Here is a 19,075-nt window from a genome sequence, read left to right on the forward strand (position 1 = left end):
ACGCGGCCAACCGGCGGGGAGTCGCTCCCCCGCGCTACCGGGGGGCGAAGGCGGCGAGGAAGACGCGGACGCCCTCGTCGGCCAGGGCGGTCAGCTCCTCAGGAGAGCCGACGGCCTCGTCGCCCAGGAAGGCGGCCCGGTTGGTGGGGATCGAGACGACCAGCCAGGTGAACATGTAGGCGGCACGCTCGGGGTCGGGGACGTTCAGCAGGCCGCGCTCGGCGAGCTTCGCGAAGGTCTCCGCCAGGAGCTTCAGGGTGCGGCCCCAGCTCCGCTCGAAGTACTCACGTCCAACGGCCGGAAAGCGCTCCGCCTCGGCGATGACGAGGCGTCGCATCTGCAGGATCTCCCGGTCCGTCAACCCGGTGAGCGTCATCCGGGCGTGGTCCCGCAAGGCGGTCTCAAGGTCGTCGGTCTCCGCGAGCGTGCGGATCGCGGGCTTGAAGTACTCGTAACCACGATCGACGGTGTCCAGCACGACGCCGGTGAACAGTTCCTCCTTGTCGGCGAAGTACTGGTACACCGTGCGCTTCGAGGCGCCCGCCGCGGCGGCCACCGCGTCCATGCTCGTGCCGACGTAGCCGTGGGCGGTGAACACCGCCCGCGCGGCCGTGAGGATCTCCTGGCGCTTGCGCGCCGAGCGGGCCTCGGCCCGTGTCGAAGCGGTCAACGAACTACCTCCTTGACAGAGAACACTACCCGGTTTAGTTTACAGCCAGCATAAACGGTACCGTTTAGTTTACTTGGAGGTGAACCGTGGGTAGCGTGATCTCCGTCATCGCCGCGTCGATCGTGGCGTTCGTACTCAGTTCGACCTACTACGCCTTACTCACCCCGACCGAGAAACGTCTGCTGGGTGAGCGAGCCCCGGATCGGGGCGACCGGCCGCCGCCGCTGAAGATCCTTCTGGAGCTGGCGCGCGGCCTCGTGGTCGCCGCGGTGATCGCGGGCCTGGCCCGGTACGCCGGACTCACCGACGTGTGGTCGACGGTGGTACTCGGCCTGGTGCTCTGGGCCGGGTTCCCGGCGGTGCTGCTCACCGGCTCCATGATGTGGGAGAGGACACCCGCCGTCACCGCGGCGCTGCACGCCGGTGACTGGCTGGTCAAAATCCTCGTCATCTCGGCGATCGTGGGGGCCTGGTTGTGAACGACGTACGGCCCTATGAGACAGACCCGCGCGTGGACGACTACATCGAGGCCCTGCCCCGGTGGCAGCAGGACATCTGCCGGCAGGTCCGAGACCTGATCCACGCCGCCGACCCCGAGGTCACCGAGACCGTCAAGCGGACGGTCCGGCCCTATTTCGTGCTCAAGGGCAACGTATGCGCGCTGCTCGCCGCCAAGGACCATGTCAACGTGTTCCTGTACGACGGCGGCATCGTCCCCGACCCCGAAGGCATCATCACGGCCGGCCACCACAACAAGACCGCCCGTACGGTGGCCTTCCGCGAAGGGGAGGCGATCAACGCCCCTGCCCTCACCGCCATGTTCCGGCAGATCATCGCCGACAACCGCGCCGGCGGATGGCGCAGGTTGAAGGATCAGTCCAGGTAGGCGGCGGGGTCTCCGCGGGGGCGACGACTCCACCGGGACCCAGGACAGGCACGTCGCCCGTCCGGCTTCCCGTCCTCGCCCGCGACCGGAACCCGTAGTGGACGGCCGTCAGTCGAGCAGGGCGGCCGCGCGTTCCAGGTCGGTGTGGATCAGGTCGGCGTTGACGGCGGCACCGGCGCGGTATCCGGCGCTGGCGGAGTTCACCACCTGCTCGGCCGGTCCGGTGGCGTTGCCCACGGCCCACACGCCCGGCACGCTGGTCAGTCCCACGGGGTCCACCTCGACGAACGGCCCCGCCGGGGTGTCCTTCGTCCGGGCGCCGAGCTTGGTGAGGAGCTCGTCACGGGGCACCATGCGCGTCGGCACGACCACGACCGAGCGCGGGAACACCTGTCCGCCCGCGAGCCGTACTCCGGTGAGGCGGTCGTCCTCGACCACGACCTCCTCGACCTCACCGTCGGCCACGCGCACCCCGGCCGCCCTGAGGAGCCGCAGGTCGGAGTCGGCGAGCTCGTGGGAGCCGGAGAACAGGACCACGTCATTCGAGAGCTGACCGAACAGCAGCGCCTGGTGGATGCCCGTGGCCCTGCCGTACAGCACGCCGATCGGTTCGTCGCGCACCTCCCAGCCGTGGCAGTAGGGGCAGTGGATCACGTCCCTGCCCCACCGTTCGGCGACGCCGGGGAGGTCGGGAAGCTCGTCGACGAGGCCGGTGGCGACGACCAGGCGGCGGGCGTGCACCCGGCCGCCGTCTCCGAGCGTCACCTCGAACTCGCCGTCCCCGTCGGGTTCGGCCGCCGTCACCCGGTCACGGACGAGCTCGACGCCGTAGGCGGCGACCTCCCTGCGCACCTCGGCCAGGAACTCCCCCGGTGGCGTGCCGTCGCGTGAGGGGTAGCCCTGCATGTGCGCGGCCGGGGTGTTGCGTTGCTCGCCCGCGTCGACCACCAGGACCGAGCGGCGCGACCGCCCGAGGATCATCGCCGCGGTCAGCCCCGCGATCCCGCCGCCGACCACCACGACCTCGTAGCCGTCCTGCTTGCTCTGCATGGGAGATCACCTCACGTGTACGAAGAGAACGTCACCTACGACGATGCATCATCCATCCAGTTTTGGCAAAGCTCTTTGCTGAAACAGCAAGGCAACCTCGGTGCCCGTCAGCCGGTCGTGCAGCATCCGGCCTTCGGGGTCGAGGAGTGCCCACGCCCCGTCCACGATGAGGACGAGCGGCCCGTGGACCGGCACGAAGACCAGGAGCGGGAAGAGCAGCGCGCGCAGCGCCGTCCTCGCCGTACCCGCGTGGACGAGGTGTATGCCCATCAGCCGTTTGCCCGGCGTCCTGCCCCACAGGGCGTGCTGTCCCCAGAAGTACAGGAAGACCGTGGGCAGGATGACCAGCTGTTCGAGATCCACGTCGTCCAGTGAGAGGGAGGCCCGGTTCAGCAACCCGTGGTCCAGATGGAAGTCCTCACCCGCGAACAGGGGGACGAGGGTCAGGACCACGAGGATGATCGCGTAGTCGGCCAGGAGCGCCACCGCCCGCCGCCAGGCCACCCCGGCCGGGGACGGGGCCGCAGGGCGTTCCATGGCGGCGCTCGCCCACAGGACGAGTACGGCGGCGCCCAGCAGGCAGATCTGGTCCTCCCCCAGAACACCCAGCACCGTGCCGAACCACTCGGCGCTGAACAGGGGGATCGGGCTGCACCCGTCATCGGACATGTAGGAGGGAACAAGCGGCTTGGCCACCGCGACCAGGATGAGGAGGACCGCCGTCCATCGTCCCACCCTCCGCGCGTCCCGGCCGCCGAGGCAGGCGAGAAGCCCCACCAGGACCAGTGCCGCGGGAACGGCCCACGCCATCACGTTCGCCATGACTTGGCCGAGATCGCCGCGCAGCGAGGTCAACGGGGAGGTGCCCCACGACATGCCGCCCAGGCAAACCTGGAGTTCGTACTCGGCGGGCTGGGCCAGGAAACGCCACTCCTGCCAGGTCGGGAAGGCCGCGACGGCCACGGCCGCCGCCCAGGTCAGCGGTGCCGTTCTCGGTAATCGGTGGTTCATCATCGTGGCCTTCGGGTCAGGTGGGTGTGTTTGAGGTAGGGGCCGGTGATGCCGGTCTCGATGTGGGTCACGCCGTCGATGCCGGCCAGGGTCGTGCTGACGTACTCGTAGAGGTCGCGAACGGTCGCGGTCACCACGGCCGCGAACAGGTTGACCGGCCCGGTGACCGCGGCCACGAAGGTCGTCGGCGCGTGCCGGGCGAGGGCGGCGCCCACGGTGCGCAGGTGGCGGGGATCGACGTCGATGTGGAGGGTCGCGCTGACCGGACAGCCGAGGGGAGCCGGGTCGAGGTCCCGGTCGATGTGGATCGCCCCGGAACGCAGCAGGACGTCGAGCCTGCGCCGTACGGTCGACTCGGGCTGGTGGGTCTCGGCGGCGAGGGCGGCGGCCGGGCGCCGGGCGTCGTGCCGCAGCGCGTCCAGCAGGACCCGGTCCTGGGCGGTCAGGCCGGGGACGTTCTCCGGCACCGGGACGGGCCCGACCAGCTCACGCTGCCGCTCGGTGAGCGGGTCGGGAAAGCCCTCCCAGTCGGCGTGACCGGGAGTCCGGTAGTGGTGCAGCAGTTCGTACGCGGTGACCCGGGTGACCCGTCCCGTCCTGGGCAACTGGTCGAGAATCAGGTGGTCGCGTTGTTCCGCGGAGGCCGCGCGGACGCCGCACATGATCTCCGAGCCGACCCCCGCGGTCCTGACCCAGGAGACGTCGTCGCGGCGGACGAGCGCGTCGGCCAGCCGGGCCGCCGACCCCGGGTGGACGTGGAGCCTGAGCATCTGCCCCATGTCCTCCTCGCGCGGCGTGGGCGCCGCAACCACACGGACGACGCCGCGCTCGACCAGCGCCCGGTATCTCCGCGCGACCGTGTGCTCGGTCGCCCCGAGCGCCACGGCGAGCCGGCGGAACGACACCCGGCCGTTGATTCCGAGGGCGTGCAGGATCTGGTGGTCGAGTCTGTCCACGACCACTCTTATAGCGCGGTCTCGTGCTGGTTTCGCTCACTTCCGGCCCGTCTCATGTCTGGAACCGTACGGCGCCTCTCATGCTGTGCGGGTGAGTCCCTCCCCCACCCCGACGCGGCGCTGGATCGCCCTGACCGGGCTCCTGGTCGCCGAGGCCATGAACCTGCTCGACTCGACGATCACCACCGTCGCCGCCCCCGTGATCAGGGCCGGCCTGTACGGCACCGCCTCCGACACCCAGTGGATCGCCGCCGCCTACACGCTCCCGTTCGCCGTCGCACTGGTCCCCGGCGGTCGCCTCGGCGACATCCACGGCAGACGGCGTCTGTTCGTCATCGGCGTGTGCGGCTTCCTGCTCGCCTCCACGGCCTGTACGGCGGCGCCGACCATGACGGCGCTGCTCGCCGCGCGGGTCGTCCAGGGCTGTTTCGCCGGTCTGGTCGTCCCGCAGACCATCGGGCTGATCAGGGCGGCCTTCGACGGCCCCGCGCTCGGCAGGGCGCTGAGCCTCATCGGGCCGGTCATGGGACTGACCGCGGTCGCGGGTCCCGTCCTGGGCGGGCTCATCACCCACGCCGACCTCGCCGGGCTCTCCTGGCGGGCGGTGTTCCTGGTCAACGTCCCGCTGGGACTGCTCACGCTGGTCTGCGCCCGGTTCCTCGACGAGGACCGTCCCGCGCGCCGCCCCGGGCTCGACGTGCCGGGGTTCCTGCTCAGCGGCGCCGTCGCCGCGGCCTTCGTCATCCCGACGATCAACGGCGGGACGTCCTGGGTCCTGCTCGCCGCAGGTTTCCTCGGCGCCGCCGTACTGGCCGCCCACGTACGGCGACGCGGTGCGAGCGGCCGGGACCCGGTCTTCGAGCCGAGCCTGTTCCACGACCGTGGGTTCCCCGCCGCGCTGGCCTCAAGCGTCCTGTACTTCGCCGTGTCGACCGGCGTCGTCTTCACCGTGGTCCTCCACGTCGAGGACGGCCTGCACCGCTCGGTTCTCGCCTCCAGCCTCACCGTCCTGCCGTTCTCTGCCGGTCTGGCGGTCTCGTCGCTGCTGGCCGGGCAACTGTTGCTGCCCAGGACGGGTCCGGGGCTGATGTTCGCCGGGATCGTCCTGCTCGCGGCCGGACTGGTCTGGGGTGTCGCCGTTCCCTCATGGCTGCCCGCCGCGCTGGGGGTCTCCGGTCTCGGTGGCGGGCTGGTCACCGTCCCCTTCTTCGCCGTCGCGCTGTCCCGGGTACGGCCCCACGAGACGGGTTCGGCGGCCGGTCTCCTGAACGCGGTCCAGCAACTCGGCGGCACTTTCGGCGTGGCCGTACTCGGGGGTGCCTATCTCGGCACCCGGTCCCTCACGGCGCCCTTCGTCGTCTCCCTGGCCCTGGGCACCGCCCTGACCCTGAGCGTCGCCCTCATGCTCGGGGCCCGAGCCGGCGGGACGGCGCACAGCCACGCCCCATGTGACTGTGCGCCCGGGTGATGCGGAGCCTCCCCGCTCCTACCCCTCCTGCTCCAACGAACCGGGCGGCTTCGGACCGCCGATCCCGTCGCAGGACCTCCATGAACCCCCGGCGGCCAGGCCCGGATCCGCCTGCGCCGTGCCGGACCGCGTGACTGTCATCTCTCCTCCCGAGAGCCATGTGAACGACCGGCCCGGCGAATCACGAGAAACGCCGGACCACACCGCCCAAAACGTCAGGCGTTTTTCGTACGGCCTCCGCCCATCGGGTTTCCACCCCCATTGCCCACGCGTTCCTCCGCGTTTCGTTTCGCGTTTCGTTTCGCGTTTCGTTCCGTGGTGGAGGCCGTACAGCCCCTGTTTCCGCCTGAGACGATCAGGTGCACCTGTGCATATGCTCGCAGCGAAGGAGCAGGGGCGTCATTGACTGTGAGCGCTCAATCGTTTGCCAGGAGCGCACTACTCCACGGCGTACGTGTCCGGCTCTTCGAGCGCCCGGCGCCGGAACTCCCCCGGCGGAACACCCTGCGCGGCTCGGAAGACCCGGCTGAACTGCACGCCGTCGGTGAACCCCCAACGGGTGGCGACGGCGTGGACCGGCACGGTGCGCAGGGCCGGGTCGGACAGGTCGCGGCGACAGCGGTCCAGCCGGCAACGCCGGATCCAGGCGGCCACGCTGATTCCCTGGGCCTGGAACAGCCGGTGCAGGTAGCGGGTGGAGATCTGGTGGGCGTTCGCGATGGTCTCGACGTTGAGGGCCGGATCGCTCAGGTGCCGTTGGATGAAGGCGTGGATGCGCGCCCGCAACGCCTGGCCGGACGACCCGGCCTGCGGGGAGGATCCCGCTTCGAGGACATGGGCGCAGGTCGCGGCGACCAGGTCCAGAGTGATCGTGGACAGTCGGGCGGCGTCGGCGACGCTGTAGCCGGGGGTGTGCCGGGCCAGCTCGATGATGTGGTGGCGCAGCAGGGCACCGACCCCGGATGAGCAGGGAAGACTCCGGCCGGTGAGCCGTACCAGAGAGTCGGCGGGCAGCGGCATCAGCGCCTTGGGGATGTGCAGGATCATGCTCTCGTTGCTGCCGGTCGCGTCGGCCAGCAGCCGGGTGTGGAAGGGCCGGGCCGCGTCGTAGAGGAGCAGGTCCCTCGGGCCCGCGGTCACCTGACGGTCGCCCTGGTCCAGCACCTTGCCGCCGCGCAGGGGCAGCGAGAGACAGTACGTCTCGGCGTCGGAACGGCGGATCAGCACGTCGGTGCGCCAGGCCCGCAACGGCGGGGACGAAAGCCGCGACAGGTACAGCGCCCCGAGGCTGATCCGACGCAGGACGGCATGGAACGTCCCTTCGTGGTCACTGCGGATGGCCATCGGCATCAGGGGACCGTCGGTCGTCTCCTGGCGCCGGGAGAAGCGGTCGGCGGCGGGCAGATCATGGATGCGGAAAACGACCTCGCTCATCGCCCGTTCCCCAGAACTCGCGGTTCTTTTTCGCCCGCTAAAAATCCATTGCCACACATGAAAAAACCTCCCCCACGGCGCGAAACAATTCTGGCCTTTTCACGGTATAACCCCCGGCCACCGACGGCCCGCGCCTTCAATAAACGGCCACCCTCAGCCGGGATTCACGGGCAGGCGAATCTCGGTCACCCTCGCCGCTCCGACGGGGTCCCGGGTCTCGTGCATGGTGACGACGTCACCCGGCCTGAGATGTCTCCAGAACCCGAAGGTCAGGGGAATCAGCCTCGCCGCCCCGCGGCCACCCGGCTCCAGGAACCTCACCCCGTCGATCCAGAGGCCCGCGACGCCGAGCAGGGGATCGCCGTCGGGCGTGGTCCGACCGACATCCCACATGGGACGGAGCAGCCCGCAAGAAGGCACGGGGGATCTCCTGGGCCCGAGACGGAGCTCGGCGAGAACGACTCCGCCACGGGCCTCGACGCTCCGCCAGCCGTACCACCGGGCATCGTCGTGAAGCCACAGCAGGCGCGCCGCGTCCGCCAGCAGGTCCCAGAACTCGGACGGCTGGGGAGACACCTCGGCCGACTCCTCAAGAAGGAGCAGAGCGGCCTCCCAGTCGTCCTGCTCCAACAGCTCCGACACCTCGGCCGCCCCACGAGCGTCAGGAGGAAGAAACCGAACGGCCCGAGAAAGCGGACCCGTTCTCGGCGTCCGCCCCCGTGGGTCGCGGGGTCCTTCGATCTGCGGCACCTCGGAGACCATGGCCGCCATGGACTCTCGGAGGGCTCGCGCCCTGGCGGCGGCATCCGTCTTGACGAGCTGGGCGAAGTAGCCAACCGGGGCATCGCCAATACGAATTTTCCCATTGTGACGCACATAGATGGATTTACTCTGATTGAAATCCATATAGCGGATGATACATCTCACTCGCCATAAAAACGCTATTTTTCTAACCAGCCATGACGTTCCGGTTTCCGAAAAGGCGACGTCCAGACGGCCCTTCCTTCGAAGGAACCGGCGCGAGAGCGGCGATGAGCGCGGCCAGGAGGGACAGGACCAGGGGCAGGGCGGCGATCAACAACCATGGCGTCTCGAAGGAGACCCGCGGTACCGGCTCCCATTCGATCGGGGCGGTGAACGGCCAGGCCAGGAGCAGACCGACCACGCATCCGGTGACCGTGCCGACCGCCGTGCCGCACGCCGTACCGATCCCCACCCTGCAGGCGGCGAACAGCCGTGGGGAACCACCGCCGAGCCGGGACAACACCCGCGTCGTCCGAGGGCCGCCCCTGCCCACGAACAACGCGGCGCCGAGAGCGAGGACAACCGCCACCGCGACGATGGGACGCCAGCCGGTGGAGGGCTCGAACCCACGCTCGACGTAGGTGGTTGCGGTGTCGCCCAGACGACGGTCGATCCGCTCCTGCTCGGCCCGCGAAGTACGGTGAACGGAGGGGTCGATGATCAGTCTGTCCGGCTGCGGCTGATGGCCGAGATCCCTGATGACCTTCGCCGGAACGAACAGCTCCTTCACCTCGGGGTCGGTCGGCCTGACGACGATCGCGGGCACGTTCCTGGACGAGAGCGCACCGGCCCCCTCAAGGGGACCGTAGGAGATCGTCACCGTGTCGGCCTTCACGTCGTCGGACGTGACCACCACGGCCGTGTTCTCGTCGTACGGCGTCGCCGGGTCACCGGTCAGATAGTGGAGCAGTTCCCCCTCCCCGAAGACGCCGACCGGGGTGACGGCTTCGAAGTCCGGCAGTTCCAGATCCTCGACGTCCGGGATGAAGTGCCAGGCGCCCGCGCGGAAGCTCCGCACCATGGGCACCCCGGGCAGTTCCCGCTGGACGGCCGCGCGTACGGCGGCCACATCCTCCGCGGAGGAAACCTCGACCAGGAGGGCACCGGGGCGCCCCTGCGGGAAATACCTCACCCTTTCCTGCGCCGTCTCCGCAGCCGCGACGGTCATGAAGATGGCCGCGGTGGCCGTCAGCACCATGGTCACCACGACGGCGGCGGCCGACCTGACCCGGTTGTCGGCCAGGTCACGGACCGCCAGACGCATCAGCGATGGCAGCCGTACCGTGTGCCGTACCAGGGATCCCAACAGCCATGGGATGAGCGGGCCGAGACCCGCGAAGAACACCGCGGCGCTCGTCGCGGCCAGCAGCGCCATCATCGCCGACCCGAAGTCGTCGTAGTGCTGGTCCTCGTGAGTCGACCACACGGTGTACATCAGCACCGCGAAGGCGCAAGCCGACAGAGCCAGACCCCGGAGCAGGTAAAACCGGGACACACGGGTGTGACGGCCGTTCGAAGTGGACCGTACGGCGAATCTCACAGAGCCGAGCGCCAACGCCATCAGCATCACCAGGATCAGCTCAAGCACCAAAAAATGATAATGGCGACAAAAACATTATTTCCGATTATCATCCGATAAAGCGAGGTGGTCCTGGAGGGCCGCGTGGCGGAACTGGTAGATCGGGCCCACCGTGCGTAGCAGACCGAGCCGGTGCGCGTCGTCGAGGAAGGACATCAGGTCGCGGGGCAGCAGACGACGGCGGGCGAGCCGGTGGGTGGCGACCAGATAGGCCGGCCACCCGTGGTGCTCCCCCACCGAGGCCGCGAACAACAGCCCGAACATGAGCGCCACCCCCACCGTGCTCACGACCCCGACCACGGCCCTGTGCTCCGCCACGGGGACGGCCCCGGGCAGGAGCCCGTAGGCGAGCCCGAACAGCACGGTGAACACGACGTCGAGCACGACGAGGCGGACGAGATTGAGAGCGCGGTCGTCCCGCAGACTCGACAACGGAGTGCCCGCCGTACCGGCCGTCGGCGCCTCAAGCCGTACGGCGATCGCGGACGAGAGCCCGTACACCAGTCCGGACGTGAGGCCGAACAGAAGGCCGATGACAAGCCCGAACAGCGCCGTGGCCAGGATCGGGGCACCGGAGGCGGAGCCGTATCCGAGCCCGACGGCCACCCCGAGCACGAATCCGACCGCGGCCCCTCTGAACGTTCCGCCCCTGCGGCGCCCGCCGCGAGGCCGGGTCCCGCCGGACAGGGAGCCCGGTGTCTCCCGACACCATTTTTTGATCTTGAACGCGCACACGATCCCGAACAGCAGCCCGAACCAGACGCCGGACAGGAACCACCCCCGGCCGTTGTAGGTCAGCCAGTTCGGCTCCCCGGACGCGACGCCGTAGACCAACCGGCCGAGGAACCCGATCACCACCCAGGCGACCGTCGAGGTCACGACCCCGGCCAGGAAGCCCGTACGGAGCCGTCCGGCGCCGGTGTGCCGGGCGAGCTGCCACCAGGCCAGGTCACGGGTGTCGGCGGCGGTCATCAACCGGGCCAGGTAGGCCAGGTGGGCGCGCATCCGTTCGGCCTCCCAGGTCCTGCGGGGACGGAAGTGCTCGGCCGGGTCGCGGCTGGTCAGCCGGGAGGCGACGGCGGCGGGGATCAGCCGGTCCAGCAGGTGCGCCCGCAGGCGGTCGGGGTCCTGGGCGAGGTCGCCGGTGAGCGGAGCGGGGTCGGCGGCGGGGGCGACGTAGCCCGCGCGGACCAGCCACAGGCCGAGCGCGGTCGAGGCGATCTCCGCCAGGCCCGGCGCCGTGCCCTCGGCCAGCGCGGTGAAGACCGGGGACCAGCTGTGCCGGGGACGCGGCGGCAGACAGGCGCGTAGGTACCCGGCGACGACGGAGGGGGAGAGCGGCAGGGGAGCGATGACGGCCGCGGCGGTGAGCACGTCCCCGGCCTCCGCCACGGCCTCGGCCAGCTCGTCGGCCCGGCTGGTCAGCACGAACCCGTCCCGGTCGGCCAGTGAGGCGTTCAACGCCCTGATCACCGCGCCCCGGTGCTCCCCGGTCAGCTCGTCCAGACCGTCCAGGACGGGCAGCACGTGTCCCTGTCCGGCCAGTGCCCCGGTGACGCCGCCGCCGAACGCCGAGGTCAGCGCAGGGTAGTCCCGTGCCAGCCGTACGGCGAGCCAGTCATGCAGCCGGGGACGCTCGGCGGGGTCCCAGCCGGTGAGGGTCACCAGCACCGGCACCGGCTCCCCGGGAGCGGCGGAGTCGAGCAGCTCCAGCAGCAGCCGCACGGCCAGGGTGGTCTTGCCACTGCCCGGCCCGCCGGTGATGACCAGCCGCCGCCGGTGCAGTTTCCTGAAGGCCTGGGCCAGATCGGCCCCCTGACCGCTGGAGACGGTGAACCTCAGCGGCTCCGGCCCGACCAGGTGCGGATGGTCCATCAACCCGGCGTCCTCGGTCAGCCGCCAGCGGACGGGGATCGGGTGCGGGTCGCTCAGCGAGCGGACCCGTGACTCCTCGCGCCACTGCTCGGCGACCAGCAGCCCGAGCGCCTCCCTGGCCGCCCGGACGGTCTCCCCGGTGACCAGCGAGGACGCCGGGGTACGGCGGTCGCGGAGCGTTCCGTGGACCGTCAGGGCGAGACCGGCCACGGCGACGAACAGACCGAGCACGCTGGCCCGCTGGTCGGCCGTCTCCAGGTCGGTCCGCCAGAAGTAGAGGAGCATGCCCGCCATGGCGCCGACGAACAGGGCGAGGCCCGCCTGGGTGAGGACGCGTCTCCGCATGCCCTCATCGTCATGCCCCGGCAGGATCGACGAGAGGAAGTTCGGCGAGTCTGTGACCTGCGGATGTAACCCTTCTTCTCGATTCTCACCAAGCAGGGACGAATCGACGAAGGGAGCATGACCGGTGCTTCGCAAACAGGCGAAGATCGCCACAGATCCTGTGGCGTTCGACGCCTTCTATCGGCGACATGTCGATGCGGTCACCCGCTTCCTCGCCCGTCGCGTCGACGACCCGCACACCGTGGCCGATCTCGTGGCCGAGGTGTTCGTGGCCGTCCTCGACTCGGCCCACACCTACCGGGCCGACCTGGGTTCCGAGATCGCCTGGCTGTACGGGGTGGCCCGCAAGACGATCTCAGCCGAACGACGCCGGGCGTACAGGCAGCACCAGCTGACGGACCGGGTCGGCGGACGTCGTCATCTGGACACCGACGACGTCGCCGCGCTGGAGGAGCGCATAGACGCCGAGCGGGAGGCCAGGCGGATGTTCACGGCCATGGCCGAGTTGCCGAAGGGGGAGCGCGCGGTACTGGAACTGGTCGTCGTCGACCAGCTCACGGTCACGGAGGCCGCGCTCGCCCTCGGCATCCGGCAGAGCACCGCCAAGGTGCGCCTGCACCGAGCCCGCCGGACACTGCGGAACCTGCCCTTCGTCATGAGTGGAGCATCAGGATGAGATACGAGGAGCAGCTGCTTATGGACCTCAAGGCCGAGATCATGGACCGCGCCGAACGGCGCCGCCGCCTCACCCGCCGGTTGTTCGCCGGTGGCGCGGCGGTTCTCGTCGCCGGAGCGGCGGCGGTCGCGATCCCCGTGCTGACCGGGACGGGAACACCCGCCTACGCCGTGAACAAGAAGGCCGACGGCACGGTCAATGTGCAGATCCACGAGTTCAAGGACGTCGACCAGCTGGAGCGGGACCTGAACGAGGCCGGTGTCCGGGCCGACGTCAGCTACCTGCCCCCGGGCAAGCAGTGCGAGAAGGGCAGGGGCAAGGTCGGCGGCAAGGCCATGGGGCCGGGTGCCGACGCGGCCGCCCGCATCGTCAAGGGCGGCCTGGACATCAACCCCCTGCTCATCGGCCAGGACCAGACCCTGGTGCTGGAGTTCACCGGCGACCAGGAGGAGACGGCCGAGACGAAGAAGTACGAGATGCTGTGGCGCCTGACCGCGTCCCTGATCACCGGCCAGGTCGGACCGTGCGTCCCGGTCGACGACCCCACCTGGAAGGGTCGCGTCGCGAACTGACGCACCCGCGATCGTCAGGCCGTCGCGGATCCCTGTACGGCGAGGCGGGTTGTGAGGCTGTCCCATGCTCTGACCGGTTCACGCTTCGCGGTGGTCCGTATCCGATCCGTGTTCTTCGGGTACGGACCACCGTCCACCCACCCCGGCGCCACGTGGTCATCGAATACGAACCACCGGCCCACCACGACGCGAGCAGTCAGCCGTGCGGCGTCGGCGGCCCGTGGTCATCGGATGCGGACCACCCCGTCGGCCCGCTGACCGGCAGGCGTTAGAGTCACCGTCATGTACTTGATCGTCTCCCCGCCGCCCGCCCACTAGCGGGCGGCGTCTCCACACCCGGCTGATCACACCCGGGTGTCTCTTCGCTGTCCGCGACCGAGGATTCCGTCGAGACAGCGATCCCTGGAGATGATCGTGCTTCACTCAGGTCCTCTGCCGATCGGCAGAGCCGTGTTCTACATCGCCGTGGCGGCCGTCGCGTGGGGAACGGGCGGCGTCGTCGCCGCCGTGCTCCACTCGACCAGCGGGCTCGACCCGCTGACGGTGTCGTTCTGGCTCTTCTTCGGCGGCACCGCCGCGCTCGCCCTGGCCTGGCCGCTGACGCGCCCCCCGGGTGTCCCCTCCCTCGTCGGCCGGTTGAGGTCAGGCCTGTGGCGGTTCACCGTGACCGGCACCGGAATGGCCGTCTACCAGACGGCCTACTTCGCCTCCGTGAACTTCGCCGGTGTCGCCGTCGCCACCGTGGTGACCCTGGGATTCGGACCGGTTCTCGTCGCCCTGGGCGCCCGGCTGTGGCTGGCCGAGCGCCTCGGCGGCCGAAAGGTCCTGGTCATCGCCGTGGCGCTGGCCGGCCTGACGGCGCTGGTGTTCGGAGGGAACCCGGCCACCGGCTCGGCCGCCCGCGCCCCTCTCCTCGGCGTGGGGCTGGCACTGCTGTCCGCCGTCGGATACGCGGGCACCACACTGCTCAGCCAGGTGATCGGATCCGAGGAGGGCGGCGACGACCCTGTCGGTAACGCGCTGATCGGATTCGCCATCGGGTCGGTGTGCCTGCTGCCCTTCGCGCTGGCCCTGGGGATCCTGCCCGAGCGGGGCGCCCCCGTGACGGTCGGCGCCCTCCTGGCCTACCTGGGACTGTTCCCCAGCGCCCTGGCGTACGGGTTGTTCTTCACGGGGCTGCGGACGGTGCCCGCGACCACGGCCTCGATCGTCACGCTTGTGGAGCCGCTGGCGGCGGCCGTCATCGCGGTGTGCCTCCTCGGCGAGCGCCTCACGGCCCTGGCCCTGCTCGGCGGGGCCGTACTGCTCTCGACGGTGGTCGTCCTGGCCGTCACGAGACACGATCGTCCCGACGAGGCAGGACCCCGGCGGACCCCCTGACAGGGACCTGAACCGACAGGTGACCATCGCTCACACGGGATGACTTCAACCCTCCGAGCCTGGAGTTTTCGTGCTGCTACGAGGACATCGACCGGTTCGTCCTCCGACTGACCGTCGGCGGAAACCGGCTCACGGCGAGGGCCGGGACGCCGAATCTTCTTCGAGAGGTTCAGGATTTCCGGCCCTTCCGCGGTCACCGCTGTCGCGGTAGGTCCACATCTCGACGAGCTTGCCGTCGTGCGTCCGGACAAGCCAGATCAGCCCGGGTGCGGCCCCGTCGACGCCTCCAACGGCGGCGACGAGGTCGCCCTCGCCGAGAACGGCGTCGATCTGGAACCTCAGGTCGGGCTGTGCCGTGCGGATCCGCTCGATCGCCTCGCGCACTCCCTGGACGCCGACCACCTCCGGATGGGCGTGGTCGATCCAGTCGGGGCTCAGGATCTCGGCGGCCGTCGAGGAGTCACCCGTGTTCCACATCTCGAAGTATCGGCTCACGGCCCGCCGGGCCCGCATGGTGACGTCGCCGTTCAAAGGTGCTCTCTTTCTTCCTGGCCAACAGGCCTTGGTGGTCAGTCCGTGACAAGGGGTGGACGATGCCCGATCGTGGCTCGCATCCGTGTCCGAGGCGCCTGCCTCAGTGCTCGCGCCAGAGGCGGTGGTTTTCGAGTCCGTCGAAGAGTTCCTGGAGCACTTTCGGCGAGCCGGTGGCGAAGAACGCGCGTTCCATGATCGCCGCAGGTGCCGGCCCGGTGATCCAGTCGGTCAGGAGCGCGTACCACTCGATGTCGTGGGCGACGCTGCTGGTGAAGTCGTTCATGAGCCACGCCATGTGGCGGGCCGCGGCCTCGGTGCTGTTCGACTCCCACTCGGCCAGGTACGGAGCCAGGTCCAATCCCAGATCATCGGCGAGGGCCTCGATCATCATCATGACGTCGACGCCGCGCGGATAGTGGTTCAGGGTGTGACGCCACCATGCGTCGCAGACGGCGACGATCGCCTCCCGCTCCGGCCGCCTCCAGCTTTTCCACGCGTTGCCGATTCTCATCATCGTGATGTCCGCGTACAGGAAGCCGTTGAGTTCTTCCATGACGAGCAGCTCAAGGAGCCGAGGAAGAAAGTGCTTGAACTCGCCTTCCTCACCCCAGGTGGACATGGCGTTGTTGGCGTACGGTCCCAACACGGACGCGGTGAGCCTCCGCAGGGGTGCCTCGCGCGTGGCGCGAACCTGCTCCTCGGACACACAGTGGTAGTACACGTCGATCTTGGCTGGAAGCGGATACGGGAGAAGGCCGCGTAGAGATTCTCCAACACGCGGTCGAGATCAGACGACGTGTCCATGCCCGGATGCTATTACTCGGCTGCTGGAACAGCGGGGGTCAATGTGCGTCGGGTGATCGGACGTGAGAGTTCCCGCGGGGCGCTCCGGGTCCGCAGGCCGTACGTCGATCTGAGCGCGGTTCCACACCGGTACGGGAAAGGGATCGCCGCGAAACGCGGAATTCGAACTCCGAACGGTCTCGCCTGGTCGAAGAATCTCTTGGAATGGTACTACCAGGCCGGGGATCGACCTTCTCGCGATCCTGGGGATTAAAGGCACAGACGGCCTAATATCGGACAGAGTGGAACGGCTCTGAATACCTCTGGAATCCCGGTCCGTCGATCGCCTGCCACAGTTAGGCGGCCGCGCCACGTCACCGCTGGAAAACCCACGCCGGAAAAGCTTCCGGCCATGCTCCAGATTCATGGATAACAGTCGACATTGTTTTGCGGCTCTCGCGAATCGCTCCCTCCAGAAGCTTCCGGCTGGATATGTTGGGAGCCGAAATCAGATGCCTGGCCGGACGGGGGCCGCCATCGTCGAGGTGGAGTATGGCTCGTCGCAACAGTCGTGAGAGTCGTAACAAGCATGCCGCGGAGGCGGCCACGGGGACACTTGTCGTTCTCACTATCGCGGTAGGCCTGCCGGTCAATGTGGTCAGTGACTACCTGCCCTCGATGGTGACCGACCACCATACGATCTGGATCACCGGCCTGGTCGTGGTGAGTTTCGTGGCGGTGTTGTTGACCTGGCTGGTTCCTCGGCTGGCCGACCGGCGTGTCAACGGGACGCCGTTCCAGGTTCAGCCCAAGCCGCCTGGGTGGGTGTCTCGCGACGAACTGGACGTGGTGGTACGGGAGCTGACCGGTGCGGCGGGAGGGACGACCGCTCTGTGGGGAGCCGGCGGGTTCGGCAAGACGTCGTTGGCAGTGGCGGCCTGCCACGACCGTCGGGTGCGCAGGCACTTCACCGGTGGAATCGTGTGGGTGACCCTCGGACAGGACTGCACCGGCGCCGAGGGCGCCGAACTGGTCGGCAGTATCTGCGAAACGGTGTCCGGAAAACGCCCGCAGATCACCGATGTCAGGCAGCTGTCCCATCACCTGGCGGATCTGTTGGCCGAGCAGGGGCGGACGTTGCTGGTGGTCGACGATGTCTGGACCCGCGCCCAGCTTGAGCCGTTCCTGTCGGTGGCGGGGCAGTCACGGTTGCTGGTCACCACCCACCGGCCGCGGACGCTGCCGCCTGGCTCAGTCAAGATCGAAGTGAACGCGATGACGCCCGCCGTGGCGGCGCAGTTGCTGGGCCGCGACCTGCCGGCCATGCATCCGAAACTGCGGTGGCGACTACTGGAGGTGGCGGGCGGATGGCCGCTGCTGCTGACCTTGGTCAACGCCCGTCTGCTGGAGGACGTGGAGCGAGGCGCTGCGGTGAACGTGGCCGCTGAGCAGGTCGTTGACAGATTGCGCCGAGCCGGTCCGGCGGCACTGGACATCACCGACAGCGGCCAGCGGGAGACCGCGGTCAAGGCCACGATCGACTACAGCCTGGAGGCCCTGGACAACGATCAGCGGGAACGGTTCCTGGAGCTGGGGATCTTCGCCGAGGACATCGACATCCCCCTGGAGATGGTGACGCTGTTGTGGCAGGCGACGGCGGGGTTGAACGTCGAACAGTCACATCGGCTCTGTGAGGATCTGGTCGGATTATCCCTGCTGTCATTACGCTGGGTTGGCGGAAACAAACGGGTCATAGCACTGCACGACGTTGTGAGGGCATTTGCCCACTCCGAACATGGCCTGGGCCCTCATCGTCAGATGGCGACGAACCAGTTGTTGATCGGCGAGGCACGCTCACTGATCCGCAATGGTGCCGACGGTGAAGAGAACAACGGGGGCTGGGCGTGGTGGCGGCTCCCGGCGGAACACTTCCTGTGGGATCACCTGGCCTACCACCTTGGTGAGGGACGGTGTAAGGCGGAGTTGGGTCTTCTGGTGAGTGACGTCCGGTGGATTCTGGCCAGACTCGACCAGGCAGGCCCGTTGGCTCTGGAAACCGATCTGACCCGCTGCGAATCGGCGGAGGCGGCGGACACACATCGTCTGATCGCTCGGGTTGGGCATCTGCTGGGCACATTCGAATCGCCGAAGCTGAGCAGGAGCAATCGGCTGGCCCACCTCAGCGTTCTTCCTCATCTACGGGACCAGATCAGGCATCGATATTCTCTTACCGATCCTGTGCTTTTTCCGCTGCCGCCCATGCTGGAAAATGGCGGCTCTGTCCCGAGCCGGAATCCGACCGGCCGCATCGGCGGAGTGAACGCGGTGGCGATCTCCTCAGACGGCTCCTGGCTGGCCAGCGCCTCCCAGGACGGAACCGTACGAACCTGGGGAGTCGACGGTCATTGGCGAGCCACCCTGACCGGCCACATCGGCGGAGTGAACGCGGTGGCGATCTCCTCAGACGGCTCCTGGCTGGCCAGCGCCTCCCACGATGGAACCGTACGAACCTGGAACACCGACGGCACCCCACGAGCCACCCTCACCGGCCACACCGGCGGAGTGAACGCCGTGGCGATCTCCCCAGACGGCTCCTGGCTGGCCAGCGCCTCCCAGGACGGAACCGTACGAACCTGGAACACCGACGGCACCCCACGAGCCACCCTCACCGGCCACACCGGCGAGGTGAACGCCGTGGCGATCTCCTCGGACAACTCCTGGCTGGCCAGCGCCTCCCAGGACGGAACCGTACGAACCTGGGGAGCCGACGGAGGTCTGCGTTCCACAATCACCGGCCACACCGACTGGGTGAACGCGGTGGCGATCTCCTCGGACAACTCCTGGCTGGCCAGCGCCTCCCGCGACGGAACCGTACGAATCTGGAACACCGACGGCACCCCACGAGCCACCCTCACCGGCCACACCGGCGGAGTGAAGGGGGTGGCGATCGTCGCGGACGGCTCCTGGCTGGCCAGCACATCCCGCGACGGAACCGTACGAATCTGGGGAGCCGACGGAGGTCTGCTTACCACCTTGACCGGCCGTATCGGCG

General features: G+C 68.9%; 17 protein-coding genes. 7 read left to right on the forward strand and 10 right to left on the reverse strand.

The features are described from left to right. Positions 1-34 precede the first annotated feature (34 nt). Positions 35-670, reverse strand: a complete 636-nt coding sequence (locus ACFOYY_RS07910) for a TetR/AcrR family transcriptional regulator (RefSeq protein ID WP_362911130.1) — start codon at positions 668-670, stop codon at positions 35-37. Positions 671-765: 95 nt separating this feature from the next. Here ACFOYY_RS07910 and ACFOYY_RS07915 point away from each other — a divergent pair, with 95 nt between their 5' ends. After that, entirely contained in the window at positions 766-1,149 is a 384-nt protein-coding gene (locus ACFOYY_RS07915; RefSeq protein ID WP_352014804.1) for a DUF1761 domain-containing protein, read from the forward strand. Positions 1,150-1,181: 32 nt separating this feature from the next. Continuing rightward, positions 1,182-1,556, forward strand: a complete 375-nt coding sequence (locus ACFOYY_RS07920; RefSeq protein WP_386188951.1) for a DUF1801 domain-containing protein — start codon at positions 1,182-1,184, stop codon at positions 1,554-1,556. Between the two features lie 108 nt (positions 1,557-1,664). Here the strand turns inward: ACFOYY_RS07920 and ACFOYY_RS07925 are convergent, their stop codons facing one another. From ACFOYY_RS07925 to ACFOYY_RS07935, 3 genes are read right to left on the reverse strand one after another with little or no spacing between them, the layout of a single operon-like run. Beyond that, positions 1,665-2,606, reverse strand: a complete 942-nt coding sequence (locus ACFOYY_RS07925) for an NAD(P)/FAD-dependent oxidoreductase (protein WP_386188953.1) — start codon at positions 2,604-2,606, stop codon at positions 1,665-1,667. A gap of 48 nt (positions 2,607-2,654) precedes the next feature. Next, positions 2,655-3,617 carry an RDD family protein gene (locus tag ACFOYY_RS07930; protein ID WP_386188955.1) on the reverse strand — a complete coding sequence of 321 codons (963 nt, stop codon included), beginning with the start codon at positions 3,615-3,617 and terminating at the stop codon, positions 2,655-2,657. Next, positions 3,617-4,573 (reverse strand): Lrp/AsnC family transcriptional regulator, encoded by a 957-nt coding sequence (locus ACFOYY_RS07935; protein ID WP_386188957.1) that lies wholly within the window; start codon positions 4,571-4,573, stop codon positions 3,617-3,619. Before ACFOYY_RS07935 ends, ACFOYY_RS07930 begins: the two co-directional genes overlap by 1 nt. A gap of 91 nt (positions 4,574-4,664) precedes the next feature. Here ACFOYY_RS07935 and ACFOYY_RS07940 point away from each other — a divergent pair, with 91 nt between their 5' ends. Continuing rightward, positions 4,665-6,041, forward strand: a complete 1,377-nt coding sequence (locus ACFOYY_RS07940) for an MFS transporter (protein ID WP_386188959.1) — start codon at positions 4,665-4,667, stop codon at positions 6,039-6,041. Between the two features lie 438 nt (positions 6,042-6,479). On the opposite strand, the gene ACFOYY_RS07945 is transcribed toward ACFOYY_RS07940, so the two are convergent. The 4 genes from ACFOYY_RS07945 to ACFOYY_RS07960 all read right to left on the reverse strand — a co-directional run bounded on the left by ACFOYY_RS07945 (position 6,480) and on the right by ACFOYY_RS07960 (position 12,078). Then, positions 6,480-7,475 carry an AraC-like ligand-binding domain-containing protein gene (locus ACFOYY_RS07945; protein WP_352014810.1) on the reverse strand — a complete coding sequence of 332 codons (996 nt, stop codon included), beginning with the start codon at positions 7,473-7,475 and terminating at the stop codon, positions 6,480-6,482. 153 nt (positions 7,476-7,628) lie between these two features. Further along, on the reverse strand, positions 7,629-8,117 hold the full coding sequence (locus tag ACFOYY_RS07950) for a hypothetical protein (RefSeq protein WP_386188961.1): 489 nt from the start codon (positions 8,115-8,117) through the stop codon (positions 7,629-7,631). 307 nt (positions 8,118-8,424) lie between these two features. Then, entirely contained in the window at positions 8,425-9,867 is a 1,443-nt protein-coding gene (locus ACFOYY_RS07955; RefSeq protein ID WP_386188963.1) for a hypothetical protein, read from the reverse strand. Positions 9,868-9,894: 27 nt separating this feature from the next. Beyond that, positions 9,895-12,078, reverse strand: a complete 2,184-nt coding sequence (locus tag ACFOYY_RS07960; RefSeq protein ID WP_386188965.1) for an NACHT domain-containing protein — start codon at positions 12,076-12,078, stop codon at positions 9,895-9,897. Positions 12,079-12,202: 124 nt separating this feature from the next. On the opposite strand from ACFOYY_RS07960, the gene ACFOYY_RS07965 reads away from it, so the two are divergent. The 3 genes from ACFOYY_RS07965 to ACFOYY_RS07975 all read left to right on the forward strand — a co-directional run bounded on the left by ACFOYY_RS07965 (position 12,203) and on the right by ACFOYY_RS07975 (position 14,706). Next, complete coding sequence (locus ACFOYY_RS07965) at positions 12,203-12,754, forward strand: RNA polymerase sigma factor (protein WP_352014815.1); 552 nt, start codon at positions 12,203-12,205, stop codon at positions 12,752-12,754. Continuing rightward, the gene (locus ACFOYY_RS07970; protein ID WP_386188967.1) at positions 12,751-13,326 is read left to right on the forward strand and encodes a hypothetical protein; all 576 of its coding nucleotides are present in this window, start codon (positions 12,751-12,753) and stop codon (positions 13,324-13,326) included. The genes ACFOYY_RS07965 and ACFOYY_RS07970 overlap by 4 nt, the downstream gene beginning before the upstream one ends. 414 nt (positions 13,327-13,740) lie before the next feature. Next, positions 13,741-14,706 carry a DMT family transporter gene (locus ACFOYY_RS07975; RefSeq protein WP_386188969.1) on the forward strand — a complete coding sequence of 322 codons (966 nt, stop codon included), beginning with the start codon at positions 13,741-13,743 and terminating at the stop codon, positions 14,704-14,706. A gap of 129 nt (positions 14,707-14,835) precedes the next feature. On the opposite strand, the gene ACFOYY_RS07980 is transcribed toward ACFOYY_RS07975, so the two are convergent. Continuing rightward, complete coding sequence (locus tag ACFOYY_RS07980) at positions 14,836-15,237, reverse strand: ester cyclase (RefSeq protein WP_352014818.1); 402 nt, start codon at positions 15,235-15,237, stop codon at positions 14,836-14,838. Positions 15,238-15,340: 103 nt separating this feature from the next. Continuing rightward, positions 15,341-15,946, reverse strand: a complete 606-nt coding sequence (locus ACFOYY_RS07985; protein WP_386188972.1) for a hypothetical protein — start codon at positions 15,944-15,946, stop codon at positions 15,341-15,343. A 524-nt stretch (positions 15,947-16,470) separates the two neighbouring features. Between ACFOYY_RS07985 and ACFOYY_RS07990 the strand changes: the two genes are divergently transcribed. Further along, on the forward strand, positions 16,471-19,075 hold a 2,605-nt coding region (locus ACFOYY_RS07990; protein WP_386188974.1), incomplete at its 3' end, for an NB-ARC domain-containing protein.

The organism is Streptosporangium jomthongense (assembly GCF_042650425.1).
Classification (GTDB): Bacteria; Actinomycetota; Actinomycetes; order Streptosporangiales; family Streptosporangiaceae; genus Streptosporangium.